Origin of the sequence: Corynebacterium sp. HMSC068H04 (assembly GCF_001811255.1) — a bacterium.
In the GTDB taxonomy this organism is placed as follows: domain Bacteria; phylum Actinomycetota; class Actinomycetes; order Mycobacteriales; family Mycobacteriaceae; genus Corynebacterium; species Corynebacterium hesseae.
In genome coordinates this window covers 1-26,872 of sequence record NZ_KV803993.1, presented here as the reverse complement: position 1 = coordinate 26,872, position 26,872 = coordinate 1, and the positions used below count along the sequence as shown (strand labels likewise).

22 protein-coding genes, 1 tRNA gene and 3 pseudogenes are annotated in these 26,872 nt (G+C 63.5%); 13 read left to right on the top strand and 13 right to left on the bottom strand.

All coding sequences use genetic code 11. The features are described from left to right. Window positions 1-883: 883 nt before the first annotated feature. From HMPREF2792_RS13435 to HMPREF2792_RS05980, 7 genes and pseudogenes are all read right to left on the bottom strand, one after another. Window positions 884-1,675, bottom strand: a pseudogene (locus tag HMPREF2792_RS13435) (ATP-binding cassette domain-containing protein); the annotation flags it as partial. 65 nt (window positions 1,676-1,740) lie between these two features. Beyond that, window positions 1,741-2,580: pseudogene (locus HMPREF2792_RS13430) on the bottom strand (ABC transporter ATP-binding protein); the annotation flags it as partial. Next, window positions 2,580-3,539 carry an ABC transporter permease gene (locus tag HMPREF2792_RS06000; RefSeq protein ID WP_070531771.1) on the bottom strand — a complete coding sequence of 320 codons (960 nt, stop codon included), beginning with the start codon at window positions 3,537-3,539 and terminating at the stop codon, window positions 2,580-2,582. The gene HMPREF2792_RS06000 and the pseudogene HMPREF2792_RS13430, both read right to left, overlap by 1 nt. Next, the gene (locus HMPREF2792_RS05995; protein WP_070524085.1) at window positions 3,532-4,458 is read right to left on the bottom strand and encodes an ABC transporter permease; all 927 of its coding nucleotides are present in this window, start codon (window positions 4,456-4,458) and stop codon (window positions 3,532-3,534) included. The genes HMPREF2792_RS06000 and HMPREF2792_RS05995 overlap by 8 nt, the downstream gene beginning before the upstream one ends. 202 nt (window positions 4,459-4,660) lie before the next feature. Further along, the gene (locus HMPREF2792_RS05990; RefSeq protein WP_070531768.1) at window positions 4,661-6,256 is read right to left on the bottom strand and encodes a peptide ABC transporter substrate-binding protein; all 1,596 of its coding nucleotides are present in this window, start codon (window positions 6,254-6,256) and stop codon (window positions 4,661-4,663) included. A 221-nt stretch (window positions 6,257-6,477) separates the two neighbouring features. Continuing rightward, entirely contained in the window at window positions 6,478-7,380 is a 903-nt protein-coding gene (locus tag HMPREF2792_RS05985) for an alpha/beta fold hydrolase (RefSeq protein WP_070531765.1), read from the bottom strand. Between the two features lie 89 nt (window positions 7,381-7,469). Continuing rightward, a complete protein-coding gene (locus HMPREF2792_RS05980; RefSeq protein ID WP_070531763.1) occupies window positions 7,470-7,964 on the bottom strand; it encodes a phage holin family protein in 495 nt (164 codons plus the stop codon). 104 nt (window positions 7,965-8,068) lie between these two features. Between HMPREF2792_RS05980 and HMPREF2792_RS05975 the strand changes: the two genes are divergently transcribed. Next, window positions 8,069-8,758: a type III PLP-dependent enzyme domain-containing protein gene (locus HMPREF2792_RS05975; RefSeq protein WP_070531776.1), complete on the top strand. Its 690-nt coding sequence runs from the start codon at window positions 8,069-8,071 to the stop codon at window positions 8,756-8,758. Here HMPREF2792_RS05975 and HMPREF2792_RS05970 read toward each other — a convergent pair. After that, complete coding sequence (locus HMPREF2792_RS05970; protein WP_070524094.1) at window positions 8,755-9,570, bottom strand: HAD family hydrolase; 816 nt, start codon at window positions 9,568-9,570, stop codon at window positions 8,755-8,757. The two genes, HMPREF2792_RS05975 and HMPREF2792_RS05970, sit on opposite strands and share 4 nt — an antisense overlap. A gap of 452 nt (window positions 9,571-10,022) precedes the next feature. On the opposite strand from HMPREF2792_RS05970, the gene ssd reads away from it, so the two are divergent. The 7 genes from ssd to HMPREF2792_RS05935 all read left to right on the top strand — a co-directional run bounded on the left by ssd (window position 10,023) and on the right by HMPREF2792_RS05935 (window position 14,397). Beyond that, window positions 10,023-11,039, top strand: a complete 1,017-nt coding sequence (gene ssd / locus HMPREF2792_RS05965; RefSeq protein ID WP_070531773.1) for a septum site-determining protein Ssd — start codon at window positions 10,023-10,025, stop codon at window positions 11,037-11,039. Further along, window positions 11,036-12,172 carry a TadA family conjugal transfer-associated ATPase gene (locus tag HMPREF2792_RS05960; RefSeq protein ID WP_070531760.1) on the top strand — a complete coding sequence of 379 codons (1,137 nt, stop codon included), beginning with the start codon at window positions 11,036-11,038 and terminating at the stop codon, window positions 12,170-12,172. The genes ssd and HMPREF2792_RS05960 overlap by 4 nt, the downstream gene beginning before the upstream one ends. Further along, the gene (locus tag HMPREF2792_RS05955) at window positions 12,169-12,918 is read left to right on the top strand and encodes a type II secretion system F family protein (protein ID WP_070531757.1); all 750 of its coding nucleotides are present in this window, start codon (window positions 12,169-12,171) and stop codon (window positions 12,916-12,918) included. The genes HMPREF2792_RS05960 and HMPREF2792_RS05955 overlap by 4 nt, the downstream gene beginning before the upstream one ends. Continuing rightward, entirely contained in the window at window positions 12,918-13,475 is a 558-nt protein-coding gene (locus HMPREF2792_RS05950; protein ID WP_070524103.1) for a type II secretion system F family protein, read from the top strand. Before HMPREF2792_RS05955 ends, HMPREF2792_RS05950 begins: the two co-directional genes overlap by 1 nt. A 69-nt stretch (window positions 13,476-13,544) precedes the next feature. Further along, a complete protein-coding gene (locus tag HMPREF2792_RS05945) occupies window positions 13,545-13,733 on the top strand; it encodes a DUF4244 domain-containing protein (protein WP_070524105.1) in 189 nt (62 codons plus the stop codon). Next, window positions 13,733-14,056, top strand: coding sequence for a hypothetical protein (locus tag HMPREF2792_RS05940; RefSeq protein ID WP_070524107.1), 324 nt, complete (start codon window positions 13,733-13,735; stop codon window positions 14,054-14,056). The genes HMPREF2792_RS05945 and HMPREF2792_RS05940 overlap by 1 nt, the downstream gene beginning before the upstream one ends. After that, the gene (locus tag HMPREF2792_RS05935; RefSeq protein WP_070531754.1) at window positions 14,053-14,397 is read left to right on the top strand and encodes an Rv3654c family TadE-like protein; all 345 of its coding nucleotides are present in this window, start codon (window positions 14,053-14,055) and stop codon (window positions 14,395-14,397) included. Before HMPREF2792_RS05940 ends, HMPREF2792_RS05935 begins: the two co-directional genes overlap by 4 nt. On the opposite strand, the gene HMPREF2792_RS05930 is transcribed toward HMPREF2792_RS05935, so the two are convergent. Next, window positions 14,394-16,766, bottom strand: a complete 2,373-nt coding sequence (locus HMPREF2792_RS05930; protein WP_070531750.1) for a DEAD/DEAH box helicase — start codon at window positions 16,764-16,766, stop codon at window positions 14,394-14,396. The genes HMPREF2792_RS05935 and HMPREF2792_RS05930 overlap by 4 nt on opposite strands. 91 nt (window positions 16,767-16,857) lie before the next feature. Here HMPREF2792_RS05930 and HMPREF2792_RS05925 point away from each other — a divergent pair, with 91 nt between their 5' ends. Continuing rightward, the gene (locus tag HMPREF2792_RS05925) at window positions 16,858-17,061 is read left to right on the top strand and encodes a cold-shock protein (protein WP_010189920.1); all 204 of its coding nucleotides are present in this window, start codon (window positions 16,858-16,860) and stop codon (window positions 17,059-17,061) included. Here HMPREF2792_RS05925 and HMPREF2792_RS05920 read toward each other — a convergent pair. Then, the gene (locus HMPREF2792_RS05920; RefSeq protein ID WP_369821992.1) at window positions 17,058-17,651 is read right to left on the bottom strand and encodes a DedA family protein; all 594 of its coding nucleotides are present in this window, start codon (window positions 17,649-17,651) and stop codon (window positions 17,058-17,060) included. The genes HMPREF2792_RS05925 and HMPREF2792_RS05920 overlap by 4 nt on opposite strands. Window positions 17,652-17,852: 201 nt before the next feature. Here HMPREF2792_RS05920 and topA point away from each other — a divergent pair, with 201 nt between their 5' ends. Next, window positions 17,853-20,807 (top strand): type I DNA topoisomerase, encoded by a 2,955-nt coding sequence (topA, locus tag HMPREF2792_RS05915; protein WP_070531744.1) that lies wholly within the window; start codon window positions 17,853-17,855, stop codon window positions 20,805-20,807. A 551-nt stretch (window positions 20,808-21,358) separates the two neighbouring features. Here topA and HMPREF2792_RS05910 read toward each other — a convergent pair. Next, window positions 21,359-22,732, bottom strand: coding sequence for a DUF418 domain-containing protein (locus HMPREF2792_RS05910; RefSeq protein WP_083306399.1), 1,374 nt, complete (start codon window positions 22,730-22,732; stop codon window positions 21,359-21,361). A gap of 32 nt (window positions 22,733-22,764) precedes the next feature. Continuing rightward, a complete protein-coding gene (locus HMPREF2792_RS05905; RefSeq protein WP_070511233.1) occupies window positions 22,765-24,297 on the bottom strand; it encodes an adenylate/guanylate cyclase domain-containing protein in 1,533 nt (510 codons plus the stop codon). On the opposite strand from HMPREF2792_RS05905, the gene HMPREF2792_RS05900 reads away from it, so the two are divergent. The 3 genes from HMPREF2792_RS05900 (at window position 24,296) to HMPREF2792_RS05890 (ending at window position 26,430) form a co-directional block, all read left to right on the top strand. Continuing rightward, complete coding sequence (locus HMPREF2792_RS05900) at window positions 24,296-25,543, top strand: DNA polymerase III subunit delta' (RefSeq protein ID WP_083306398.1); 1,248 nt, start codon at window positions 24,296-24,298, stop codon at window positions 25,541-25,543. The two genes, HMPREF2792_RS05905 and HMPREF2792_RS05900, sit on opposite strands and share 2 nt — an antisense overlap. Window positions 25,544-25,645: 102 nt before the next feature. Then, a tRNA-Thr gene (locus tag HMPREF2792_RS05895) sits at window positions 25,646-25,721 on the top strand. A 193-nt stretch (window positions 25,722-25,914) separates the two neighbouring features. Continuing rightward, window positions 25,915-26,430, top strand: coding sequence for a ClbS/DfsB family four-helix bundle protein (locus tag HMPREF2792_RS05890; RefSeq protein WP_034969882.1), 516 nt, complete (start codon window positions 25,915-25,917; stop codon window positions 26,428-26,430). Here the strand turns inward: HMPREF2792_RS05890 and HMPREF2792_RS05885 are convergent. Then, window positions 26,399-26,872, bottom strand: a pseudogene (locus HMPREF2792_RS05885) (DNA recombinase); the annotation flags it as partial. The gene HMPREF2792_RS05890 and the pseudogene HMPREF2792_RS05885 overlap by 32 nt on opposite strands.

The window sequence follows — 26,872 nt, the reverse complement described above, 5'->3', positions numbered from 1 at the left end:
CTCGCCGCCGAACAAGCAGGACAACCACCAGAGGAACCACCCGACAGCAGCTAACACCCACAGCCACTAAACACAGAGAGGACAACGCCAACTACCGATCCCGCCAACCCAAAGATGGTTGACGGGCACATCGGTGATCCCTGCAAACCGCAGCATGGTGCGCGGGGAAATCGGGGATCCTGGTCGCGATTCGACGGGTTAAGGGTCAGAAAGTGTGTCTGGAATCGGGGATTTCTGGGGTCTGAACTGTAGGTTCTCGCAGAATATACGCTTTGGGAGCATATATCTGGCTTTGGGATGCTAAATCCACGGTGTGGCTGCCTACCTGTGGTAGCCGGCGGTGGTGTGGTGATTCAATGCTAGAAATCGACCACACTAGCACTGCGGCGGAGATACAAAATGCAATGAATCGAACAGCTGAGGCTTCGACCGATGGCGGTATAAACCAGGTGATTCTTGGCCAACAAGATTCCCCCCGATGTCACCAATGCAGCACTATTTGCCCAGCCCATCGCCTGCTGCGCTGCGCCGAGAACCTGAACGGAACTGGCTTAATGAAATGGCTCTAGTGTCGCGCACGTTGGGACGGCGGCGTAGTAGTTGCTGCCTGTCCGGCGTTTCCTAGCGCACCGTCGGCCGTACCGGCTATCTCAACGATTAGGACTTCACTAACATCGTCTATGCCCAGTCAGCCGGCCTGGAAGTGGCCAAATCTAGCCCCGGTGACACGCCGAGCCAGACACACATTTTGACCCTTAAGCCGATTCGACTGCCGTCAGACGCAGTAGGAGCAACGGGACGCTTAGCCCTTAAAGAGCGAGCCCCCCTTAAAGGCGAAACCCGCCAGCCGGATGAAGGCTGACGGGTTAGGCGGCGTTGTAGGTTAGTGGCCGGTGCCGATTTCCAGGTGCATGCCCGGAACCGAGTTGATGAGGTTGCGGGTGTATTCCTGCTGGGCGTTGTCGAAGATGTCGTCGGCGGTGCCCTGCTCGACGGCCTGGCCCTTCTTCATGACCACGACGTCGTCGGCAGTCTGGCGGACCACCGCGAGGTCGTGGGTAATGAAGAGGTAGGACAGGCTGAGCTCCGATTGCAGCTCCGCGAGCAGCTGGATGATCTGGTTCTGCACCAACACGTCCAGGGCGGAGACAGCCTCATCGAGGACGATGACCTCCGGGCGCAGCGCCAGCGCACGGGCAATAGCGATACGCTGGCGCTGGCCGCCGGAGAGCTCGTTGGGGTAGCGGCGCATGGCGGAACGGGGCATGGAGACCATGTCGAGAAGCTCGGCAACGCGGGCCTCACGCTCCTTGCGCGAGCCCACCTTGTGCAGGGCCATAGGTTCCTCGATGCACTTGTAAATCGAGTACATCGGGTCCAGCGAACCGTAGGGGTTCTGGAAAACCACCTGCATCTTGCGGCGGAGTTTAAACAGCTCCTTCTTCGACAGCGTCGAGGTATCGCGGCCTTCGAACTCGATGGTGCCGGAGGTCGGCTCCAAAAGGCCCAGCACCATGTTGGCCACCGTGGACTTGCCGGAGCCGGACTCGCCCACCAACGCCAGGGTGGTGCCGCGGCGGATATCGAAGGAGACATCGTCGACGGCCTTCAACAGCTTCTTTCCGCCGCGCTGGCCACGGATATCGAATTCCTTGGTGAGGTTGCGGACCGAGATGACCGGGGCCTGAGCCGCGGAAGATGAATCTGCAGCGGTGGAGCCGATGGCCTCGCCCGACTTGAGTTCCTTGGCTTCGACGCCGGCTTCCTTGGCCGCGCGGATGCGGGAGGAAGCGAGGGAGGGGCGGCGTCGACAAGCCGGCGCGTGTACGGGTGTTGCGGGGAGCGCAGGATCTCACGCGAGGGGCCCGATTCCACGATGCGGCCGCGGTGCATGACGACGAGGTGCTCCGCGCGCTCGGCGGCCAGGCCAAGGTCGTGGGTAATGAAAAGCACCGCGTTACCCAGCTCCTCGGTAAGGTGCTCCAGGTGATCCAAGATGGTCTTTTGCACCGTCACGTCGAGGGCGGAGGTGGGCTCGTCGGCAATCAGCAGCTTCGGGCGTGCAGCCAGACCGATCGCGATGAGCGCGCGCTGGCGCATACCGCCGGAGAACTCGTGGGGGTACTGCTTGGCGCGGCGTTCGGCGTCGGGAAGCCCGGCTTCCTCTAGAAGCTCCACGACGCGCTGGTGGCGCTCGGAGCCCTCCACCACGTGGTTGGCCTTGAGGGATTCCTCGACCTGGGTGCCGATGCGCCACACCGGGTTGAGGTTGGACATCGGATCCTGCGGGACCAGGCCAATCTTGTCACCGCGCAGCGACTCGAATTGCTTGTTGTCGTAGTGGGTGATGTCCTCGCCTTCGAAGAGGATCTGGCCGCCGGTGACCTTGCCGGTGCCCGGCAGCAGGCCCAGGATAGACATCGCCGTGGTGGACTTACCGGAGCCGGACTCGCCCACAATCGCCACGGACTGGCCCGGGTAGATGGACATGTTGACGCCACGCACCGCCTCAACCACACCGGTGGAGGTGGTGAAGGAGATGTGGACGTCCTTCATTTCAAGAAGTGGAGAGTTAGTCATTAGCGCTTCCTCGCCTTCGGATCGAGTGCATCGCGGACGACGTCACCCATCATGATGAAGCTCAACACGGTCAGGCCCAAAGCACCCGCCGGGTAGAACAGGACTGCCGGAGCAACGCGTAGTGAAGCCTGCGCGTCAGAGATATCGCCGCCCCAGGACACAAACGTCGACGGCAAGCCGATGCCCAGGAAGGACAAGGTGGCTTCGGCGACGATGTAGGTGCCCAGCGCCACGGTGGCATAGGAGATGATGGGCGCGGCCGCGTTCGGCAGGATGTGGCTGAACAGGATGCGCCAGCTCGACGCGCCGATGGAGCGGGCGGATTGGACGAACTCCTCGTTCTTGATGGAGACCACCGCCCCGCGAGTGATGCGGGCGATGGAGACCCAGCCGAAGAGTCCGAGCACCAAGACCACCGTGACGATGGTGCGGTGCTCCTTGAACATCTGCATGACCACGATGGCGGCGAGCACCAGCGGGATGGCGAAGAAGATGTCGGTGATGCGGGACAGGACGGAGTCAATCCAGCCGCCGAAGAAGCCGGCGATGGCGCCGATCAAGGAGCCCAGCACCACGACGAGGATGGTGGTCAGGACGCCGACGGCAACCGACGCGCGCGCACCGTAGATCACGCGGGCGTAAATGTCGCAGCCCTGGCGGTTGAAGCCGAAGGGGTGGCCCGGCTCGGCGGGGGCGAGGGACTTGGACAGCTCGCACAGGCGCGGGTCGGTGCTCGTGAAAAGACCCGGTGCGATGGCTAGGAGGATGGCCACGAGGATCATCACGGCCGCGATCCAGAACAGTGGGCGGCGGCGCAGGTAGCGCCAGGCCTCGCCCCACTGGGAGGACGGGGCGGACTCGTCCTTGACGGCGTCGACGGCGCCGAGGCCCGTTTCATCGGTTTCCGAGACGAAGTGCTCTTGGCCCGGGTAGGGGGTGTTTTTCTCGAAATTAGGCATAGCGGATCCTCGGATCAAGTACGGCGTACAGGAGGTCAACGAGCAGGTTGGCGATGATGTAGATGATCACCAGCACCGTGGTGAAGGAGACAATCGTGGTTGGCTCACCGCGCAGGATGGCCTGGTACATCGTGCCGCCGACGCCGTTGATACCGAAGATGCCTTCGGTCACGATGGCGCCGGTCATGAGCGCGCCGATATCAGCACCGATGAAGGTGGCCACGGGAATCAGCGAGTTGCGCAGCACGTGGCGGAGGGTCACCGCGCCGTTGGACAGGCCCTTCGCGCGAGCGGTGCGCACGTAGTCGGCGCGCAGGTTCTCAGCCACGGACTGGCGGGTCAGGCGAATGACGTAGGCCAGGGAGAGCGCGCCGAGCACCATGGCCGGCATGAGGAGGGACTTCACGGTGGCGTTCGCTCCGACGGTGACCGGCAGGACACCCCACTTGATGCCCACGAGGTACTGGAAGACGAAGCCGATGACGAAGGACGGCACTGCGATGACGAGCAGGGAGATGACCAACACGGTGGAATCGAAGAAGCCACCGCGGCGCATGCCGGCGAGGACGCCGAAGAGGATGCCGAAGACGGATTCAAAGATGATGGCCATGACGGTGAGCTTCACCGTGACCGGGAAGGCGTTGGCCATCACTTGGGTTACGGGGACGCCGGAGAAGGTCGTGCCGAAGTCCAGCATGAAGATGCCCTTGATGTAGAGCAGATACTGAATGATGAACGGCTTGTCTAGGTTGTATTCCGCCTCGATGCGGGCGCGGGCAGCCTCGGTAAGGCCGCGGTCACCGCCAAGGGCTTCGACGGGGTCGCCGGGCATCAAGAAGACGAGCGCATAGATGAGCAGGGTGGCTCCGAAGAACACCGGGATCATCTGGAGCACTCGGCGCCCGATATAGCGCAGCATAGTGTGGTCCTTTACTCGTTGTGGGCAGGTGCTTGTCGACGCCTTCTTAGCAGGCGCCTACGTAGCTCATAAGAATTTTAGTGTGTGATCCAAGTCTGCGAGAAATCTATAGCGCGTTTCGAATCACACTTATGAGTGAAAACGTGGGGCGACCCCCGCTCCACGGTGGCTGCGGGGGTCGTGGGAAGTAGCGGAAGTGGCGTTACTTCTTGGTGATGTTGTAGTACACCGGCTGGGACTTCCAGGAGAACACGACGTTGTCGACGTTCTCGGAGTAGCCGCCGGTGGCGTTGGAGTACCACAGCGGGATGGCCGGCAGATCCTTGAACAGGACTTCCTGGGCCTCGGTGTACTTCTTGTTGGCCTCTTCCTCGGAGGAGGAGGTCAGGGCTTCGTCGAGAAGCTTGTCAAACTCCGGGTTGCTGTAGTCGCCGTCGTTAGAAGAGCCGTCGGTCTTGTACAGCGGGGTAAGGAAGTTGGCCTGGCTCGGGTAGTCTGCCTGCCAGCCGGTGCGGAAGGCTGACTTGATGGTGCGGTTGGTCACCTCATCGCGCAGGGACTTGAAGTCCGGGTACGGGGCGCCGACTGCCTCGATGCCGAGGGTGTTCTTGATGGAGTTGGTGGTTGCATCCACCCAGCTCTTGTGGCCGCCGTCGGAGTTGTAGGCAATCTCCAGGGTCGGGTTATCCCATTTGTTGATCTTGTCAGCCTCGGCCCACAGCTTCTTGGCCTTCTCCGGGTCATACTTCAGGACCTCGTTGCCCTTGATGTCCTCGGAGTAGCCCGGCATAACCGGGGAGGTGAAGTCCTTGGCCGGGGTACGGGTGCCCTTGAAGATGGTGTCCGTGATCTCCTCGCGGTTGATGGCGTAGGAGATGGCTTGGCGACGCAGCACGCCTTCCTCGCCGGAGTAGTGCTCGAGGTTCTCGCCCAAGGTGAAGGACTGGAAGATGGCGGTCGGCTGGTTCACGGCACGGTCGCCGAGGTCGGCCTCGTAGACATCGAAAGCGGAGTCCGGGACGGCGTCGAGGACGTCCAGGTTGCCTGCCAGCAGGTCGGCGTAGGCCGCGTCCTGACCTGCGTAGAAGACGAACTTGATGCCGTCATTCTGCGGGGTCTGGCCGCCCTTGTACTCCTCATTCGGGACGACGGTGGCGTCCTGGTTGTGGTTCCACTCGGTCAGCTTGTACGGACCGTTACCAATCGGGTTCTGGCCGAAGGCGTCCATGTCCTCCAGGGCGGACTCGTGCAGCGGGTAGAACGCGGAGTAACCCAGCTGCGCCGGGAAGTCCTGCTCAGGGCTGTTCAGGGCGATGGTAAAGGTGTGGTCGTCGACGACCTTGAGGCCCTCCATCTCCTTGACGCCTTCCTTGAAGCCCTTGATGTTGGCAAAGAAGGAAGCGTTGAGCTGGTCATTGGCCACGGCGTAGTTCCAGGCGTCCACGAAGTTCTTCGCGGTGACCGGGGAGCCGTCGGAGAACTTGGACTCCTTGAGTTTGACGGTGAACTCAGTGTTGTCCTCATTTGGCTCTATGGATTCAGCCAGCTCGTTCTGGGCTTCGCCATCGCCGTCGTAGTAGACCAGGCCGGCGTAGATGGAATCGACAATGCGTCCGCCGCCGACCTCGTTGGTGTTGGCCGGGATGAGCGGGTTCTGCGGCTCGGAGCCGTTGACGGTGACGATGCCATCGCCGGAGCCGGAAGCAGAGTCTGAACCGGAGTTGTCGCCACCACAAGCCGCGAGGGTGAGCGGCAGGGTAGCGACAGAGAGAGCAGCGAGCGTCTTCTTGAGCGTCATGTGGGTCTTAGACCTCCGTGGTGCGAAAGATGTAGAAAACCTGTGGTGTTGGTTTGATATGAAGCTACCGCGTGGCGCGTCTCATATACAAGGAATTGAAAAATATGTCCTGTGATAAAAGCTATAGTGCGGTAGGTATTCTTTCTTAACCTGCGGTTTTGTCAACGAATTAAAAAGTCCCCATCCCCCTGAGAGGGGTGGGGCACGGAGGGCGGTGAATGTTACCTATCTCGCAGCCAGTGAACGATGGTCTGAGTAAAACCATGCGGGTTCTCAAGATAGGGCAGGTTCTTGGACTCGGGGATAGTGGTGGCGGTGAAACCCGCACGGCAGCGCCGCGCCGCCCGCCGCGCAACTGGCCGCCAGAGCATCTGATCTGCGTGGATAAACAGGGTGGGGCAAGAAACTGTGAGTTCGAGCCAACTGAGCGGAACGACGGCGGTGCGCAGTCGGTGATTCCAGATGATTCCGCGGCGGACGTTTCCGATGTGCGAGGAAGCCACGCGCAGGCGCAGCGCCTCCTCCCGCTCGGCGCCGCTGAAGGAGCCGAGGGCGTCGAGATCCATCTCCCGGAGGTACGTGGACTCTCTCAGCAGAAGGCTCGGGGCGCCAATCTTTCCCAGGCGGCACAATGCCGCGCGCAGGAGCACCCATCCGAAATCCCAGGGGCGTGCGGCGATGGCGCGGCGGAGATCAGCTGGGTGTGCCGCCGAAACAGATACCAGCCCGCGTACCCGCTCGGGCCGCTCGGTAGCCAGCGCCCACGCCACCGCACCACCGGTATCCGCGCCCACCAGGTAGGCGTCGTCGTGGCCTAATGCGCGGATGGCACCGCTGACATCACCAACCGCCACGCGGATATCCTGGCCGGGTTCGAGCGGTGGTTTATCGGACATACCAAAACCGCGCATGTCGAGGGCGGCGACGTGGAAGCCTGCGGCGGCAAGCGGGGCAATGACATTCCGGAAGTCGAACCACCCGCCGAAAGAACCATGGAGCAACAGCACCAGCGGGTCATCCGGGTTGCCGGCGGTGGCCGCGTGGAGGCGGATGCCGCGCGTGTGCAAGAACTCGTGCTCAAAGGGGCCGTCAAGCTCCACTACGGAGGGCGGTAGGGGATTCATAGGCGGGCCTTTCATGGGAAGGGTGCACAGACGAAATCCGCCCCGAACGCATGTGCTCGGAGCGGGAGAGTTAAAAGGACCTTAAAGGTTTAGGTGTAGAGGCCACGCTCGATGGACTTTTCAGCCTTACCCGGAACCAGCTTCTTGAGTTCCTTCGTGGACTCGATGGTCTTCTCCGGGGCCTTGACCTGCTTGACCTGCTTGAAACCGATAAAGGCCACGACGGCGGCGATGACCACCATGAGCAGGAAGACAATCAGGAAGGCTGCCCAGCGGTCGAGCCACTTGGACAGCAGCTCCGCCAGGAAGAAGAAAAAGAAGAAGGAGCTATACAGCGCCACGGTACCGGCAACGCCGAACATGCCCGCGCCGATGCCACCCTTCTTTGCGGAAGCGGCGAGCTCGGTCTTAGCCAACTCGACCTCGGAGCGAACCAGTTGGGACATCTGTTCGGTGGCGTTGGATACGAGCTGGCCGATGGATGCTTCGCCGCGGCGGGAGGTATCTGCATCGCTCAAGGGAATGCCGTCTACCTTCGGGGCGAACTTGTTGGACCCGTCAGTGAATAGTCCGTCGTTGCTCACGGTTAAAAACTCCTACTGTTTTGTCGCAATCTATATCGGCCATAGTAATGAACTTTCCAGAGTTCATGTGGTGCGGCCCGCAAAGTGGGTACGGCGTTATTGTAATGGGTATGCCGCATTCTGACCCGCTGACCCCGCTGATGGCCCTATCTGGGGTGGAGGATAAAGCCGGTTCTGCCGCCGCAGCGATTGCGCGCGTGCACCGCCGCCCCGCGGGCTTGCGCAAGTTTGACGTTATTTCTTCCGAGTCGCTGTTGCGCGGTGCGCGGGCGGCCGCGGCGATCGACGGCGCGCCGCTTGAGGCTGACGGTATCCCGCCCGCAGTCAGCGCTTATTCCCTTCTTGCTCCCGAAAAACAGGCGGCTACGGTGCGCACCTTCGCGCGGGCCCCGCTGCAGATCTTGGCCAGTATCGATGTGGCAGCGGGCGGTGTGGGTCATCCCGATCAGAACCCAGCGGTGGCACAGGCGCTGGCACAGCTCATCACGCGTGGAGCCGGCGTGGATTTCGACCGTTTATTGCCGGTGGTGCTGCACGCGGAGATTGCTGCGCGCTCGCTGTTCGGTGCGCGCAGCACCGCCGTGGCGCTCGTCGCCGCTCGCACTGCCGCTATCCATACGGGCTTCGATCCGCGGGGATTCGCCGTGCCTGAGACCTACCTCAACCGTCATCGCGCGGACTACCGCGCGGCACTGGACACCTACGACAAGGATCCGGCCGCACTTATCACGCTGCTTTTCGACGCCTGGGAGGCCGGCGCCCGCGAAGCCGACGGCATCGCGCAAGCGGCCTAATCGCGCAGCTGCTGCCGTGCAAATAAAATCCCGCCGACGACTAAGGCTGCGATGCCGGCCACGACCGCCGAGCCGATACCGAATTCGCGTGCGCTGGGTGCGGTGAAGAGCGGAACGGGGTGTTTAAACGTGCGAATTTTCCAGTCGTGGGTGATGGCGTGCTTCTTCAACAGGCGGTCTGGGTTCACGGCCACGGGGTGGCCAACCTGCTCCAGCATCGGGATGTCTGTGGCGGAATCGGAGTAGGCAAAGGATGCGTCGGGGTCGACGTTGAGCTCCTGAGCAATGCGCGCCAGTGCCTCAGCTTTTGCGGCACCTTTGCAATAAAACAGAATCTCCCCGGTGAACCGGCCGTCTTCCTCGGCGAGCTCGGTGGCCACGACGTGCTCGATGCCCAGCTCCTGCGCGATGGGCTCGACCAGTACGCTTGCCGACGCCGAGATGATCACCACCTCGTGGCCGGCGGCGCGGTGGGCGTCGATAAGCGCGCGTGCCTCCGCGTAAATGGCAGGGGTGACCACGGTGTGCATGGTCTCCACCGCGATGTCGTGGACCTCCTGGACGGACCAGCCGGCGGCCATGGCGGCGAGCTGATCGCGGGTGGTGTCCATGTGCTCGCTGCTGTGGCCGGCGAGCATATAGCTGGCCTTGGCTAAAGACAGCTGTAGTGCTTCTGCATGCGTGATGAGCCCGTTGTGCATGAATTCGCGGCCGAAGGCATATGCCGAGGATGTGGCAATAATCGTCTTGTCCAAGTCGAAGAACGCGGCTGCGCGAGTGGTGCCGTGAGAGGGAAAAGGGGTACCGGTCATCGAGGGCCTGCCGTTTGTGTGCGAGTTACCCTGCTCATCGTAGCCCCTTAGCAGGCAGAATCGGGAGTATCTAAAGAGATTGCCAGAAATCTCAAGGAATCTTGTCGTTCGCTGTTGTCATCTCTTCTTTCCCATGTCATAATGTCAGGTGCAAGGCCCCGATATACAGTGCGGCCTGCCCCGGCGCACCCCCCGATGCCGGGTTACCGATGGCCCGCGCACACCCCCCCGAGGCGCGGGCCATCACCTTTTTCTATTCCGCCTGCATCCGTACTCCGGCGGATTTTGAGGATCGTGGAAGCATGGTTTCCTGTGAGTTTTGGTACGTGAGCCCCGGTAATTTTGTTCAAGCGTCAGTAAAATGGGTGCGGAAGACGCCACAATGGCGAAGTTATCCACAGGTGGTGAGGAAGCCCTAGCGCGTGGTAGGTGCGCTCGCGCATGCTTCAGGCATGAGCACGTTTCACCTAGTTATCGCCGTCGGGGATTCCACGCTGCGAGCAGAGGCGGCATCCGCAGCCGCTGCCAGTACTGCGGAAGTGAGCACCGTGGAGGACCCGCGGGACTTCTCCCGGCACCTGCCCAAGGCGGATGCCGTCTTGGCTGATTCGCTGACGGCTCGTCTCGTGGCGGGGCATCCGAGGGTGTATTTCTTGGCCTTGGATCCGGGGCCCATCGATTATGAGGCCGCGCTGTGCTGCCGCGCGACGGCCGCCTTCATCGTGCCCGCCCAATCGAAAGAGCTCCTGGGCGCACTGGCAGCAGACGCCACTCCGGAGACCACCGTGTCCACCGGTTTAACCCTGGCGGTGACTGGTTCCGCTGGGGGCTTGGGTGCCTCGACCGTGGCGGTGGCTCTGGCCCGCGAGGCGGGCGCGGATCTCCTCGTTGATGCGAGCCCTTATTCCGGCGGCCTCGATTTGCTCACCGGCATTGAGAACAAGCCCGGTGCGCGGTGGCCGGATCTTGCGGCGGGGACCGGTTCGGTTGATGCAGCAGACCTTGTCCGTGCTTTGCCCGCCACCTCGGATGGCATCGCGGTTCTTTCCGCGGCGAGGTCTGCCAGCGCAGAGGTGGTGCAGATGAGTGCTGCCCGGCGCGCGGCCATCATGCAAGCTGCGTGTTTATACCCAGGAACAGTGGTGGTGGATTGTCCGCCGTGGGATATCCCCGATGCGGCGGATCACGTGGTGGTGCTGACCGCTGCAGAGGTGCGGGCGGCCGCCGCCTGCGCGCAGCTGGTGGCAGAGCTTCGTGCCCGGCCGCAGGAGTGCTCCGTCGTCGTGCGCAACCGCCAGTGGGCGGGCCTGGATGCCAGCGATATTGCCACGGTGACTCACGCGGATCCCATCGCTGAGTTGCCCACCATCCGTGGTCTAACCCGCACGGTGGAAACTAGTGGGCTGCCGCGCCAGTTGCCCCGAGCTCTAGCTCGTGTCGCGCGCCAGATGTGGGAGGTCGTGGCATGAACCTGATCGATACGATGCGCACCATCGTGGCCTCCGAGCCACAGCTGGCCCATGACGCCTCGGCTTTGGCGCGGCGCATTCGCCAGGAAGCCGGAGTCATCAGCGATGTCGACGTGCTCGACCTCCTGCAACGCTTGCGCCACGATTCCGTGGGCTTGGGACTGCTGGAGCCGGTCCTGTCACTGCCGGGGTTGACCGATGTTGTTGTCAACGGCCCTGATTCCTGTTTCGTCGATTGCGGGCAGGGCCTGCAGCCACGCGATATTGGCTTTGCCGACGACGCCGAGGTTCGCCAGCTGGCCACCCGGCTGGCTGCGGTGGCGGGAGTGCGGCTGGATGATGCGCAACCTTTTGCCGATGGGCGCCTGACTCGCCCAGATGGCACGAGAATTCGCCTCCACGCGTTGCTTGCTCCTCCTTCGGCAAGTGGAACCTGTATCAGCCTCCGCGTGCTGCGCCAAGCGCAAACCAGCCTGGAGGAACTGATAGCTAATGGCAGCATTGATTCCAGCCTGGAGCACGTCCTGCGCGCCGTGGTTGAGCGGCGGGCATCCTTCCTAGTCACTGGTGGAACCGGCTCCGGCAAGACGACGTTGCTCGCCGCCTTGCTGGGGTGCGTGCCCGCCACCGAGCGCTTGCTCATCATCGAGGACACTCCGGAGCTTTCCCCGAATCACCCGCACGTGGTGACCCTGGTATCGCGCCGGGCCAACGCGGAAGGGCGCGGCGAGATCTCCATGTCGCTCCTTCTCCGCCAAGCGCTACGCATGCGCCCGGACCGCATCGTCGTCGGCGAAATCCGCGGCGCGGAGGTCGTGGAACTGCTTGCCGCGCTCAACACCGGGCACGATGGTGGTGCGGGCACCGTGCACGCCAACTCTGTTGATGAAGTGCCCGCCCGCATGGAGGCCCTCGCCGCTCTCGGCGGGCTCGACCGCGTGGCGCTGCACTCGCAATTGGCGGCTGCGGTACATGTGGTCCTCGGGATGGAGCGCACACCGCAGGGGCGTCGGCTAGCGCACCTTGGCGTGCTCGAGGGAAACCCAGTTACACCGCAGCTGGTGTGGACGGCCGAAGACGGCCCGCTTCCCGGGTTTGCGCAGCTGTGCTCGCGGCTGGGGGTGGAACCATGATGTGGATATTCCTCGCGGCGGCGTGTTTGCTCTCGCAGCCTGCTTCGGTGGCGCGGCTGGAATCGTCGAAGCCTCGCTCGCTGGCACCCGGGGCGCTCTTCCTCGGGGTCGGGTGCTGTGTCTTCTTCGGCAGGCCCACTGTTGTGGTGGCGGTGGGCTGCATTGTGGCCTGTGCGCTGTGGTTTGCCAATGACCTGGCAGCCTCCCGGCGTGAGCGCCGTGGCTCGGAGGCGCTCGCCTCCTACTTCGGTTCTGTTGCCGCCGAGCTGCGGGCGGGATCGACAACGGCGGGAGCGCTTCGCCGGGGCGCCGACGCCCTTCCAGACTCCACCCCGGAGAATCTCCGCGCCGCGTTGAGCACGGCGGCGGGTCTCGCGGCACAAGGAGGTTCGCCTGCGGTTGCTCTCACGGCGCCAGAGGTGGCCCGCTATGCCGCGCTGCTGACGCTCTCGGGGCGCCATGGCGTGGCGTTGGCGAACCTCATTGAGCAGGCTCAAAGCCAGCTGGATACCGCGCGCCGCCATGCCGGTGAGACCGCGGCCTCCTTGCAAGGGCCACAGGCCACCGCGGTCATCCTGGCGTGCCTGCCGCTGGCGGGCATCCTTATGGGTGGGGCGATGGGCGCGGATTCCCTGGGGTTCTTGCTCGGTGGTGGCCTTGGGGGCGTGCTTCTCGACGTCGGCGTGGCCCTCGTCTGCGCCGGATTCGCCTGGTCGCGCCTCATTCTGCGAAAGGCGGCGCAGTGATGGTCTTGACGTATATCTCCGCTGCATTCATGGCTGCGGCACTCGCTGTTACCTCTGCTGCACCGTCTGGACGAATAGCCCAGTCGGGCTCGCGCACACCGCGCCCGAAGACGCCGCGCGATGGTCCCGAAGTGGACTATAGTCCGCTCGATGCTGCCAGCGACCTGGAGCTCTTCGCCGCGTGCCTAGAGGCCGGTCTCTCCACGCGCAGTGCTGTGCTAGCCGTCGCTGAAGCCTCACCGCAGTGGTCGGAGGCGGCCGCTCTCATCGGGGTGGGGGTTCCCATGAGTACCGCGTGGTCTGCGCTGGCCAGTCAGCCGCATTTGGAAGAACTGGTGCGGCTTACGCAGCTGTCTGGCGAATCGGGCGCGGCCATGGCTACGGGGTGCCACCGGTTGGTGGCGCAGCTGCGTGCCGAAGCCTCGGCACAAGCTACCGCGCGGGCGGAGCGCGCTGGTGTGTTCATCGCAGCACCGCTGGCAGTGTGCTTCCTTCCCGCCTTCCTGGTCCTTGGGTTGATACCTGTCCTTATCAGCTTGGGCCAGCAACTCTTTTAAGTCAGAACAATCAACCATTTTCAGAACGCACAACCGACACAAACACAGTAAAAGAAAGCTAGGTAAATCATGCAGAAAAAAGTAAACTACCAGTTACTATTAGCGAATGATGATGGTATGTCCACGATAGAATATGCCATGGGTTCGCTCGCGGCCGCAGCGCTTGCCGCGGTGCTCTATGCCGTGGTCAATGGTGGCGAAGTTACCAGCGCTATCACGTCCATCATCACCGACGCCCTGTCCAACACCCCAGGCTAATGCGCGCGCTTGATGACGCCGGCTCCGTCACCATCGAGGCGGCATTGTCGCTGTCCGCACTCGTCATCGTTGCCGCGGGAATCGTGGGTGGCATCGCCACGTTGTCGGCCCACCTCGCTGCCGTTGACGCCGCGGGCGCTGCAGCCCGCTCCGCCGCCATCGGCGTGGACTTTCAGCGCGATGGAGTGACGGTGAACGTGAGCGAAGGCTCCGGGCTTATGACCGCTGAGGCCGCCGTGCCGGCACCGCTGGGGACCATGCGCGCGCAGGCGGTGTTTCCCGCGGAGATGGCAGCCGGTGGGAACAACGGGGCGCAGCCATGAGGCGTCATCGGCGCAGCTGGTCGCGGATCCTGGCGGGGGAGGAGGGCTATGCCACCGTCGTTACCGCCGGGATCATCGCCGCGGTGGCTTCTCTGTTGCTGGCGGTTGCGGCGGTTGCTTCACTCGTTGTAGCGCGGCACGAAGCACAGGTGGCGGCGGACCTCGCCGCCGTGGCCGGTGCGTGGGAGGTGGCCAAGGGCAGGGACGCTTGCACGAAGGCCACAGAGATTGCCGCGCTCAACGGCGCGGAACTCGGCTCCTGTGACATCGATGGGCGCGACGTGGAGGTCACTGCCCGGCTGCGCGGGCGCAGCGCCATCGCCCGCGCTGGTCCGGTCTAAGAGATCATGGTAACCAGCGCGCCGAGGAGAGCTATGGCGCCTGCCTTGTCCAAAGGGTTGTTGCCGTTGCCGCACTTGGGGGATTGCACGCACGACGGGCAGCCGGATTCGCAAGGGCAGGAGCGCACGGCCTCGAAGGTGGCTTTGATCCACTCAGGGAAGCGCCGGAAACCTTCCTCGGCGAAGCCGGCACCGCCGGGGTGGCCGTCGTAGACGAAGACCGTGGGCAAGCCCGTATCGGCATGCTGCGCGGTGGACACGCCACCAATGTCCCAGCGGTCGCAGGTGGCAATGAGCGGCAGCAGCCCAATGGCGGCGTGTTCAGCTGCATGGAGGGTACCCGGGGTGCGCCCGGCGGTGACTCCCATCGCTGCGAGTGCCAGCGGATCGATGGTGTAGGCCACCGCCCGGGTCACCAGGCGCTGCTCCGGCAGGTCAAGGGGGATATCCTCGCCCACGGAGCCATCGGGAAGCCGCACCTGGTAGCCGGTGACCTTGTCGGTCACCTCCACCTCCAGGCTGGCCACCCACAGGCCGGGGGCGTAGTTCACCAGGTCATCGGCCTCGCTCAGGATGCGGATATCCGTCGTGGACTTCGGCTGCGTGGTGTAGTCCGGGGCCTTTGGCACGGCGAGGGCCACGCCCGGCTCGGCGGACGCCGAACCATCGCCTCCGCCGAGGTGAAGTTCCTCTATGACGAAGCTCTCGCCACGGTGCAGATACACCGCGCCGGGATGCACCTGGCTTACCGCGCGGGCGGAATCGATGGTGCCGAGCAGGCGGCCATCGGAGGAATCCACAATCATGACCTCCTCGCCCGAACCGCCGCGCAGCGAGACTGCCGTGTGCGCGGTCTCCGGGGTGAGCTCGCTTGAGCCAGCCGGCAGGGGAGCGGCGAACCAGCCCTGCGGGCGCCGGCGCAGCAAGCCCCGCTGGGCTAGGTCGTGGACCACGGATTCGGCGCGGAAGGCGGCCACGTCGGCGTCGCTTAGCGGCTTCTCCACCGCCGCGCAGTACACGTGGCCGGCCAGGATATAGGGGTTAGCCGGGTTGAACACGCTGGCCTCCACCGGTCGGCCTAACAGCGCTTCCGGGTGGTGAACCAGGTAGGTATCCATCGGTTCATCGCGGGCCACCAGGACCACCAGCGAGCCCTGGCCGCGGCGGCCCGCGCGTCCGGCCTGCTGCCAGAAGCTAGCAACCGTACCCGGGAACCCAGCAGTGACTACGGCATCGAGCCCGCCGACGTCGATGCCCAGCTCCAAAGCGGACGTGGTGGCCACGCCGAGCAGGGAGCCATCATCTAGCGCCTGCTCCAGCGCGCGGCGGTCCTCGGCCAGATACCCCGCGCGGTAGGCGGCAATCCGGCGCGCGAAATCCGGCCGGCCCAGCCTCCCGGAGAGCTCTTCTGCTGCCCGCAGCGCGGTGGTCTCTGCCGCGCGCCGCGAGCGCACAAAGGTCAACGTCCGCGCGCCCTGCGCCACGAGCGCGGCCATCATCCAGGCCGCCTCCGTTGTGGCGGCGCGGCGCACGGGGGCGCCGTTCTGCCCTTCGATGCCTTCCATGAAGCCCGGTTCCCACAGCGCGACCGTCCGCGCGCCCGTCGGCGCGCCATCCTCGGTTACAGGGAGAAACTCGCGCCCCGTCAGCCGTGCGGCATGCCGGGCGGGATCCCGCATGGTCGCCGAAGCCGCAATCACCACCGGCCGCGAACCGTAGTGTGCGCACAGCCGCAGCAAACGCCGCACCACGAGCGCCACGTTCGCCCCGAAAACCCCGCGGTAGGCGTGCGCCTCATCAATCACGATGAACTTCAAGTGCCGCAGCATCCGCGCCCACCGCTGGTGTGCGCCCAGCAGAGAAGAATGAATCATGTCTGGGTTGGAGAAGATAAACCGCGCCTGATCGCGGATACCGGCACGGGCTTCGGTGGGGGTATCACCGTCGTAGGGGGCGGGGTGGACGTCGTGAACCGCAGCGATGCCCTGCGTGAGCTCGAGCACCGTGCGCAGCTGGTCCGAACCCAGCGCCTTCGTCGGCGTGATGTAGAGCGCGCACGCGGTCGGGTCCTGCGCCAGACGGGACAGAATGGGCAAACGGTAACCCAGGGACTTTCCGGAACTCGTGCCGGTGGAGACCACCACATCACGCCCCTCCCACGCGGCTTGTGCCACGGCGACTTGGTGGGCATAGAGCTTGGCGACGCCTTGTTCCTCCAACGCCGCCCGCAACTCCGGCAGGACCCACTCGGGCCACTCGGCATAGCGCGCGGGCTGGGCGGGCAGGGTGGTGGAGTGCGTTAGCTCGGACTCGGGGAAACGCTCAACAAGGTGCTCGACGAGCTCCTCACCCAGAGGGTTCTCACTCACGCTTGCCTCCACTAATCTGCTGTAGGTGCCCAAACGTGGCACACTAGTGCACTAGTTTGCACTACTTTATTTCCGCAAAGGACAACTCATCATGGCATACGGTACCGTCAAGTTCTTCAACGCCGAAAAAGGCTACGGCTTCATTGAGCAGGAGGACGGCTCCGGCGACATCTTCGTGCACTACACCGAAATCCAAGGAACCGGCTTCCGTACCCTCGAAGATAACCAGCGCGTCTCCTTTGAGATTGGGGAAGACGCTAAAGGTCAGCAGGCCACCAACGTCGAGGTGGTTTAGGGGGATTCGGCGTAGCCGCGCCGGGTATCCCACCATTCCAGCAGCTTATTCTGCCCCTTTTGCAGGCCGAAGCCGATGATGACGGCGGCGATGATGGAAATGAGCATGGCTATCGCGGGCGAGCCGGAGAAGGCCACACCGCCGAGATATCCGATCAACAACGCCTGTGCCACCCACAGCAGCACCCCGAAGGTGTCGAAGAAGAAAAACAGCGGCCAGGGATAGCGCATGGAGCCCAGCAGAATCGTCATAAACAGGCGGGCTGAGGGGATAAAACGCGCGATGATGATGGCCGCGCCGCCGCTGCGCCGAATATTGCGCTTGACCCACGTTAAGGCGTCGTAGGTTTTCGTTCCCTTTTGGGCTCTATTAATAAGGGCGATGAGCCGCGTTCCCAGGAGGAAGCACAAGTTATCCCCCAAAATTGCGGCAACCATGGCGACGAAAAACATGGTGGGAAGATGGGGAAAACCTTGGGAGCCAGACCAGGCGCCCACCATGTTGAGGGGAACCTCCGAAGGCAAAACGGGGAAGAAGCAGTCGAGGAAAATCAGTGAACCCACCAGCGGATAAATCCACTGTGTGGCCATGATGACCTCGAACCATGCAGTAATAGACGCAATCACGCTGTCTCCCGGTTGTGTGCTGTGAGGCGAATCCTCGGACGGCCAGTATAGACCCCCGGTTGTGTGTACGTGAACTGGCCTGAATAACTAGAGTAAGCCTCTATCTGTGTACTCTAGGGGCAATTGCCCAGCAGAGGACTAGCCATCGGAAGGGATGAAGTCGAAGTGGCAGAAGCTACCGGCCCGGGGAAGACCCTGGTCATCGTCGAGTCAGCAACCAAGGCGAAGAAGATTCAGCCTTACCTCGGCGATAAGTACATTGTTGAGGCCTCCGTCGGCCACATCCGGGACCTTCCCCGCGGCGCCGCCGACGTCCCCGCCAAATATAAGAAGGAATCCTGGGCGCGCCTCGGTGTTAACCCGGAGGATAACTTCACCCCGCTGTACGTCATCAGCCAGGACAAGAAGAAGAAGGTCGCTGACCTCAAGGCCAAGCTGAAGCAGTGTGATCAGCTCTACCTCGCAACAGACCCCGACCGCGAGGGCGAGGCCATTGCCTGGCACCTGCTGGAAGTACTTAAGCCCAAGGTGCCGGTGCGCCGCATGGTCTTCAACGAGATCACCAAGTCCGCCATCCTGGAGGCAGCGGAAAACACCCGTGAACTCGATGAAAACCTCATCGACGCCCAGGAAACCCGCCGCATCCTGGACCGCCTCTACGGCTACGAGGTCTCCCCGGTGCTGTGGAAGAAGGTCATGCCGCGCCTGTCGGCTGGCCGCGTGCAGTCGGTGGCCACCCGTGTCATCGTCGAGCGCGAGCGCGAGCGCATGGCGTTCATCCCCGCCGAGTACTGGGATCTCACAGCAACGCTGAAATCCACGCCGGATTTCGATGCGCGCCTGAGTGCCCTCGACGGCAAGCGCGTGGCCGCGGGCCGCGACTTCAACGATAGGGGTCAGCTGAAGAGCGACGAGGTGGTCGTCGTCAAGCAGGCCCAGGCGGAGCAGCTGGCCAGCGCGCTGGAAGGCTCCACCATGACCGTGGCCAGCGTCGAGCACAAGCCTTATTCGCGCAAACCTTCCGCGCCGTTTATGACCTCGACGCTGCAGCAGGAGGCTGGCCGCCGCCTGCACTACACCTCGGAGCGCACGATGCGCATTGCGCAGCGCCTCTACGAGAACGGTCACATCACCTATATGCGTACCGACTCGACCTCCCTGTCCAAGCAGGGCCTGGATGCTGCGCGTGAGGCTGCCTCCTCCATCTTCGGCGCGGAGTTCGTGGCCGACGGACCGCGTACCTATGACCGCAAGGTGAAGAACTCCCAGGAGGCCCACGAGGCCATCCGCCCCGCCGGCGAGCGTTTTGCCACCCCGGGCCAGCTAGCCGGGCAGCTCGACGCCGAGGAATACAAGCTCTACGAGCTAATCTGGAAACGCACCGTGGCCTCCCAGATGGCCGATGCCAAGGGAACCTCGATGAAGGTGACCGCGGCCGTGAGCGCTGGTGGTCATGACGCCGACTTCTCCGCGACCGGCCGCACGATTACCTTCCCGGGCTTCCTCAAGGCCTACGAGGACGTGGCGGCGAAGGGCTCGAAGGAAGAGTCGCGCCTGCCGCACCTCAATGAGGGCGACACGCTGAAGACCGCTGCGGTTACTGCCGACGGCCACTCCACCAACCCGCCGGCGCGCTATACCGAGGCCAGCTTGGTCAAGAAGATGGAAGATTTGGGCATTGGGCGCCCGTCGACGTACGCCTCCATCATCAAGACCATCCAGGACCGCGGCTACGTGCTCTCCCGCGGCAACGCGCTGGTGCCCTCGTGGGTTGCCTTCGCGGTCGTTGGCCTGTTGGAGAATAACTTCACTGAGCTGGTGGATTATGACTTCACCTCCTCCATGGAGGACGAACTCGATGCGATTGCCGCCGGTTCGGAGAACGGCACGGATTGGCTGAATAACTTCTACTTCGGAAACACGGAGGCCGGCGAGCGCAAGGCCGCGTCCATCGCGCGCCACGGCGGCCTGAAGTCCCTGGTGGACATCAACCTGGAGGCCATCGATGCCCGCAAGGTCAACTCCCTGCGCCTCTACACGGACGCGGAAGGCCGCGATGTTTTCGTGCGCGTGGGCCGCTACGGTCCGTATATCGAGCGCGCCGTGGGCACTAACGAGGACGGCACGGTGGAGTACCAGCGCGCCAACCTCTCGGAGACGGTCACCCCGGATGAGCTCAACGAGGCTTTGGCGGAGAAGCTCTTTGCCACCCCGCAGGGTGGGCGCGAGTTGGGACAGAACCCGGAGAACGGACGCACCATCGTGGCCAAGGAGGGCCGTTTCGGCCCGTATGTGACCGAGCAGGTGCGTGACGACGAGCGCGAGAAGGCCGAGGCCGAAGCCGAGGAGATCGTCAAGGAAGAGCGCGCCGCGGAGGACGCCCAGCGCGCGGCCGAGGGCAAGCGCGCGAAGAACTGGGAAACCAAGACTGCGGCGAAGCAGAAGGAAAAGCGTATTGCTGAGTACGTCGAGGAGAAGCTGAAGCCGGGCACGGCCTCGCTCTTTGCTTCGATGGAGCCGTCCAGCGTCACGCTGGAGGAAGCGCTGAAGCTGCTGAGCCTGCCGCGTGAGGTGGGCGTGGACCCCTCGGACGGCGAGGTTATCACTGCGCAGAACGGCCGCTACGGCCCGTACCTGAAGAAGGGTAAGGATTCCCGTTCCTTGGCCAAGGAGGAGCAGATCTTCTCCGTCACCTTGGATGAGGCGCGCCGCATCTACGCGGAGCCGAAGCGCCGTGGCCGTGCGGCCGCACAGCCGCCGATTAAGCAACTGGGTGACAACGACGTCTCCGGCAAGCCGATGACGGTCAAGGACGGCCGCTTTGGCCCGTACGTCACCGACGGCACCACGAATGCCTCGCTGCGCCGTGGTGACGATCCGGAGCAGCTTACCGACGCCCGCGCGAACGAGCTCCTCTCCGAGCGCCGCGCCAAGGACGCCGCGAACGGTGGGGCGAAGAAGTCGACGAAGAAGAGCACCAAGAAGTCGACCAAGAAGTCGACCAAGAAGTCGACCAAGAAATCGACGAAGAAGGCTACGAAGAAGTCGAGCAAGAAGGCCACGAAGAAGCCTTCGCCGGGAACGAAGAACGTGGTCAAGGCCGGATCGCGCAGGAAGTAGATAGGCCATGCTCACGCTGGAGAATTTCGCGCGCGACATGCTGGACCGTACCCAGGAAGGCACCGAGGCTCTCCTGCGCGCGGTGGGCCCGGCCTTTGCTGGCCGCGATCATTTCACCCTCGGCGCGCTCGCCGCGGGGGAGACTGCCGTCTGGTCACGCCTGTTTAACTGGCGCGCGCTCGGCACGGTCACTACCGCCGCTGTACCCGTGCTGTTGGCCCTGCGCCCAGACTGCGCACTGGAGACCCGTGTGGGGCTCGTCGCCGCTTCGCTTGGCCAGGCCGCCAAGCGCGGCGCACCAACGACGTTCGGCGTGACGTGTGTCAGCGTGCAATACGCTGCCTTCGCGTGGGCGCTGCGCGGTGCGCGCAACGATGCACTGGGTTGGGGCCTGCGCGCTGGCGCGTGGGCCGCGGGCCTTGCGCTAGCCCGCACCCGAAGTGAGCGCCTCGCCACGGCTGTGGCCGGAATCCCGGCGGCCGCGCTCTCCGCGCTAGCCGGTGACCCAGCCCTGCGTGCTGCCGAATCTACGCAGGGCCTGAGCCACGGCGCTAACCTGCTTCTGGCCTCTGAGGCGCTGACGGTCCTGAACCCGGCTGAGCAGCGCCAGGATGCAGGCCTGCGTGGCCGAGTCCTGGATGCGGCGCAGTCGGCGGCCCAGACGGTAGGCCTGGTGCTGCTGGTGGATGGGCTGGCGCGGAAGGGCCGCGGTTAGGCGCAGCACCTAATTCCGGGCGCATCGTCTTGCCATAGGACAAGCGGCGGTGCACCCACTCGAAGGGGCCGGGCTTGCCTGCGGCCTCGAGCGCGCAGGCTATGAGAAGCGTTGCCAGCCACACGCCGGCGGCCAACGCTGCCTGGCCCGCGGCGCTGAACTCGGGGCCAATGTTGAGGGTGAAGGGGTAGACCAGCGCCAGGAAGAACACGGACTGCAGCACGTAGCCGGTCATGGAGCGCTTACCGAGCGCGATGAGTGGCCACAGGAACCACGGGCGCGCACCACGGCGCTGCAGGGGTTCTAGGGCGAGTGTTGCCCCCGCCACGATGCCCGGCCCGGTGAGCATGCCGATGCAGCTATTCGCCGCGTTGAGGGGTTCTGCCAGCGCTGGGTCCAGCACCCCAATCGTGGACAAGCCCCAGGGCAGCCCGAGGAAGAGGATGATGGCTAGGGCCAAAAGGGTCCACGCCCACAGCTCGCGCCGATGGCCCCCGGCCAAGGTTCCGCGGCGCGCCCACACGAAACCTACGAGCATCACCGGAAGGACCAAGGCTCCCGTCAGTGGAACGGAAAAAGCTTGGGCGCAGACCATGATGGCTTGTTCACCCAGCAGCTCCCAGTAGGATTCGGCGGCGGTGAAGCCGCTGAGATCAAACTCCGACGTATCGACAAGCGCGGCCCCAACGCCCATTCCGATGCCCGCCACAACCAGTAGCGCACAGAACCCGTAGGCCACGCGCATCAGGAGCTTGTCGGTTAAAGTAAGCAGCAACGCAATGAGCATGCCCATCGCGCCGTAGAGCAGCATGATGTCGCCGGAAAAGAGGAAGAGGCAGTGGAGGGCACCGAATAAAGCCAGAAATCCATAGCGCTTAGCCAACACGGCCTGCGCGCGCCGCAGTGGGAAACCGCGTCGCCACAAGCTCATCGCGATAAGCCCCACGCCAAAGCCGAGAAGCGTGGAGAACATCGGCAGGCCACGCACATGCACGAACATGGCGGAAAAGACCACGTAGATCTTGTCCGCGAGGGAGTCGACGCCGCCGAAATAGGCATCGGGGCCATCGCCGCTGTTCATAATCCACGCGGTGCAAACGTTTGCCAGCGCAATGCCCAGCAGGGCCATGCCGCGGGCGACGTCGGGGACGAGGAGGCGGGGACTCGAATTCTGGCGTGCCGGATGGGGTTGGTGTGGCTGATGAGGCATGGCCCCAAGCTACCAGAACCACAAAAACTTATTTATCCGAGAGCGCGTTCCGCCAACGTCGGGCGAATCGGGCGCGCCAGCTGCGTCATGCGGCGGCGCCCGCGCAGCTCAATAGACTTCATGAGCGTCCAGCGCGCTTGCTCGGCCTCATTAGCGCCGCGCAGGGTGGCGGAGTTGGTGAGTACCTGGCCCGGGGTGTCCTTGGCCAGCTCGGTGAGACGCGCGGCCTCGTTGACGGCATCACCAATGACGGTGTACTCGAAGCGGTCCGCGCCACCAATGTGGCCAGCCACCACGTGGCCCGCCGCTACGCCGATGCCCGCCTGTAGCCGCAGCCCGCGCAGTTCCTGGCGCAGCTCGCGGGCGGCCTGCAGGGCCATGGAGTTCGCGTCGTAGACCGTCAGCGGGGCACCGAAGACGGCCAGGGCGGCGTCACCCTGGAATTTGTTGATGATGCCCTTGTTGCGGTGCACCACCTCAACGACGTGCTCAAAGAACTTGTTGAGCTCCTCCACCACTTCTTCCGGGGTGTGGTTGACGGCGAAGGTGGTGGAACCGATGACGTCGATAAACAGCACGGCCACTTTGCGGTCCTCGCCGCCCAGCTCCGGGCGTTCCTCCAAGGCGCGCTGCGCCACCTCGGCGCCGACATAGCGGCCGAAGATATCGCGCACGCGCTGGCGCTCACGCAGGCCGCGCATCATTTCGTTGAATCCGGCCTGAAGCACGCCGAGCTCGGAGCCGTCGTAGATGTCCACCTGGACGTCACTCTCGCCGCGGCGTACGCGGTTGATGGCGTCTTGCAGCTCAATGATGGGATCGACCACGCTCATCATCGCGAACATGGTTCCCATGAGCCCGGTGCCCAGCGCGGTAACGGTCAGCGCGACGATAGCCGGCATGATGTCTGAGGTCTCAGGGCTAAACAGACCCGCCTGCTGGCCCATGAGGACAAGCACGATGCCAATGAGCGGGATGCCGGAGGTCATCATCCAGGTGGAAAGCAGGCGGTACTTAATCGGCGGCTCCAAGGTGGAATCCTCAAAGCGCCGCGCCACGGCCTCCGCAGCCACGGGGCGCACGAGGCGCTCCGCCTGCAAGTACGTCAACAGCACGATGAGGCCGCCGGCCAATGCAGCAGAAACACCGACTACCACGGCCAGCCGCGCCGAGTGCTGGCCTGCCAGCACCACCGCCAAGATGATGCCCAGTAGCCACACACCCGCGGCCACACCGGCCTGGTAGAGCGGGATGCGCAGGACCAGGTTGCGCACCATGTTGGGATCATGGTCATCGGGGCTGCGTTGCCAGTCCAACACCGGCCTGAACAGTCGAAGTGTTACCGCTATGCCGATGATGACCGCAAAGGTCACAAACAGCGTGCCGTAGGTCCACAGGTGGGGCGTGTGGGCGATGAAGTCGGAGATCTCCGGCATGGGGAGAAAGAAGACCACGAAGGTCATGATCGCAATGGCGCCGATGATGTTGGCTCCAAGGACGAGCGCGGCGTACATCGGCCATTGAGTACCCCATAACCAGCGGGCGCCACGCATCAGTCTGTTCATGGTTACACACTTTAGTTATCCCAGTAGGCTAGGGCGAGTGATTACATCAAGCGTTGCAGAAAGGCTTGCCGACGCCCCCTCCGTCGCCCACACCATCCTCAGTGCTGCCCGCGCGGCGCGGGGTGAGGGCGACTCGCGGGCGATGAGCCATTCCTGGCTTTTTACCGGCCCTCCCGGTGCCGGCCGTTCGCTGGCCGCGCAGTGCTTTGCGGCGGCGCTCATGTGCACGTCCGCCGATGAGAACGGCAACCCCGGCTGCGGGCGCTGCCCCTCCTGCCAAAGCGTCCTGGACAATCAAGAGCACACCGACTTGGTCTATGTGGATCCGCAGGAGCAGTTCATCACCGTGGGCGAGGCCCGTGACGTCATCGGGCGCGCGGCCAGCCTGCCGAGCGTGGCGCCGTGGCGCGTGGTCATCTTCAACAAGGCCGATCGCCTGCGCAATGAGGCCGCCAACGCGTTGCTCAAAACCGTGGAGGAGCCCCCGGAGCGCACCGTCATCATCATGGTGGCGCCCTCGGAGGACCCGGAGGACTTCTCGGTCACGCTGCGCTCGCGCTGCCGTCACCTTTATATTCCGGCGCCGAGTGTGGAGGGCGTCGTCAAGCAGCTCGTCGCCGAAGGCGCTAGCGAGGATGACGCGCGCCTGGCCGCCGTGACCACCCTGCGCCACGTGGGCCGTGCGCGACACCTGGTCAACGAGCCCGCCGCGCAGAAGCGCCGCGCCATGGCCATCAACCTGGCTGAAGACGTCTTCCACGGCTCCCAGGCCTTTCAATCCGTCACAGCGCTGCTGAAGTTCATTGAGAAGGAAGCCAAGGACTCCCACGCGGCGGCGGAGGAGGCGGAGCGCTCCAAGATTGAACAATCCTTCGGCGTCGGCGCCAAGGGCAAGGGCGCGACCAAGGCGCAACGCGACGCCCGCAGTGCCCTGAAGGACATGGAGGAGCTTCACAAGAAGCGCGCTAAACGACGCATCTCCGATGGCCTCGACATCGCCCTCGTGGATCTCGCCGGTATTTACCGCGATGCACTCATGCTGAAAGTCGGCGCTGAGGTGGAGATGACCCACCCGGACTTCGCGGGCCTGGCGGGCGAACTTGCCCAGCGCGTGAGCGAAGACGGCTTGCTGGCCGCCCAGTCCGCTATCCGCACCTGCCGCGAGCAGCTGCCGCAGAACGTCACCCCGCAGGTGGCTTTCGACGGCATGGTGGGCCGCCTGCGCCTGGCCTGTGGCGCGCGCTAACCAGCACGTGTGCTGCGTGCACACTACAGGTGATAGCCCGATTTCTTTATCAGCCCAGGCCTAGGCTAAACTCTCAGGCGGTGCATATACACACTGCATCGTGCCGCCTTAGCTCAGTCGGTAGAGCATCTCACTCGTAATGAGAAGGTCGCGAGTTCGATTCTCGCAGGCGGCTCCACTTAGACGTCGGATTTGATAAGTACCCTTTTGCGTTAGCGAGTATCGCTTAGGGGGGTGTGAAAAATCGCTTGCGTTAGCGGGTTTGGGTTTTGCGTTAGCGGGTATCTTGTTTGCCCTAGTAAAATGCGTATTCAGGGTTTAACGCGCTAACGAAGCGTTAAACCTAAGGCCGTTTCACGAGGAGGTGTGTGGTGAGATCGTATGCGTCCGGCGATGAACTAGCCGCAGAGATTACTAAGCGTGGCGAACTTTTTATCGGCGAGTTCGTAGGCGTTCCTGGCGATGGTTGGGACCGGCTGGTTGACGGTGTTGACCGCACGCCCCGGCAGATGATCGCCTACCAGCTTGGCTGGATGGAATTACTGCTCGGCTGGGAACGTGACGAACAAGCCGGTCTTGACGTGGTGACTCCGGCACCTGGTTTTAAGTGGAATCAACTGGGCGGATTGTATGAATCGTTCTACCAACGCTGGGAGCAGGTATCTACTGAGGATTTGATCGACAGGTTCAAGATCCTGCTTGGTGAGATAGTCAAAATGGTGGGCGGTCTAACCGAATCAGAATTGTTTAGTTCGGGTCAGCGTGCGTGGGCTTCTTCCACCCCGTCGGCGTGGCCGGTGTGGAAATGGGTGCATATCAACACCGTCGCGCCATTTACGACGTTTCGCACCAAAATCAGGAAGTGGAAGAAACTGGCAGCCTGCTAGCAATAGGCACGGTGATTTCAGTGCCGATTCTGAAGACGAACTGGATCTCGTTGGCTCCGATAACGGCATGGTCGATAAGCGCTGTCCACTGGGATGGTTGAAAATGCTGGATGGGCTTGTCGGCCAACTGGGTGTAGGCGGTTTTGATCGCAGTGGCCTTGGCACTCTTGGCAGCAATCTCGGCCTCGATGGCTTGTTTGCGGCCCAGGGTTTTCTGGTATCGCGCTTCTAGCTGGGTGTAGCGGGCGAGGTATTGGTCCTGGTCTTGCGCTACCCGCTGATTTTCTGCAACCAATGATTCAATCTCGCTGGCAAGAGCGCGGATTTTCTCGTCTAGGCGCTTGGACTCCGCTTCGAGCTGGTCTGTATTAAACATGGCGTCGATGACCTGTGGTAGGTGGCTTTGTCCGCGATAGGACCTGACCCCTGTTTGGTAGACACC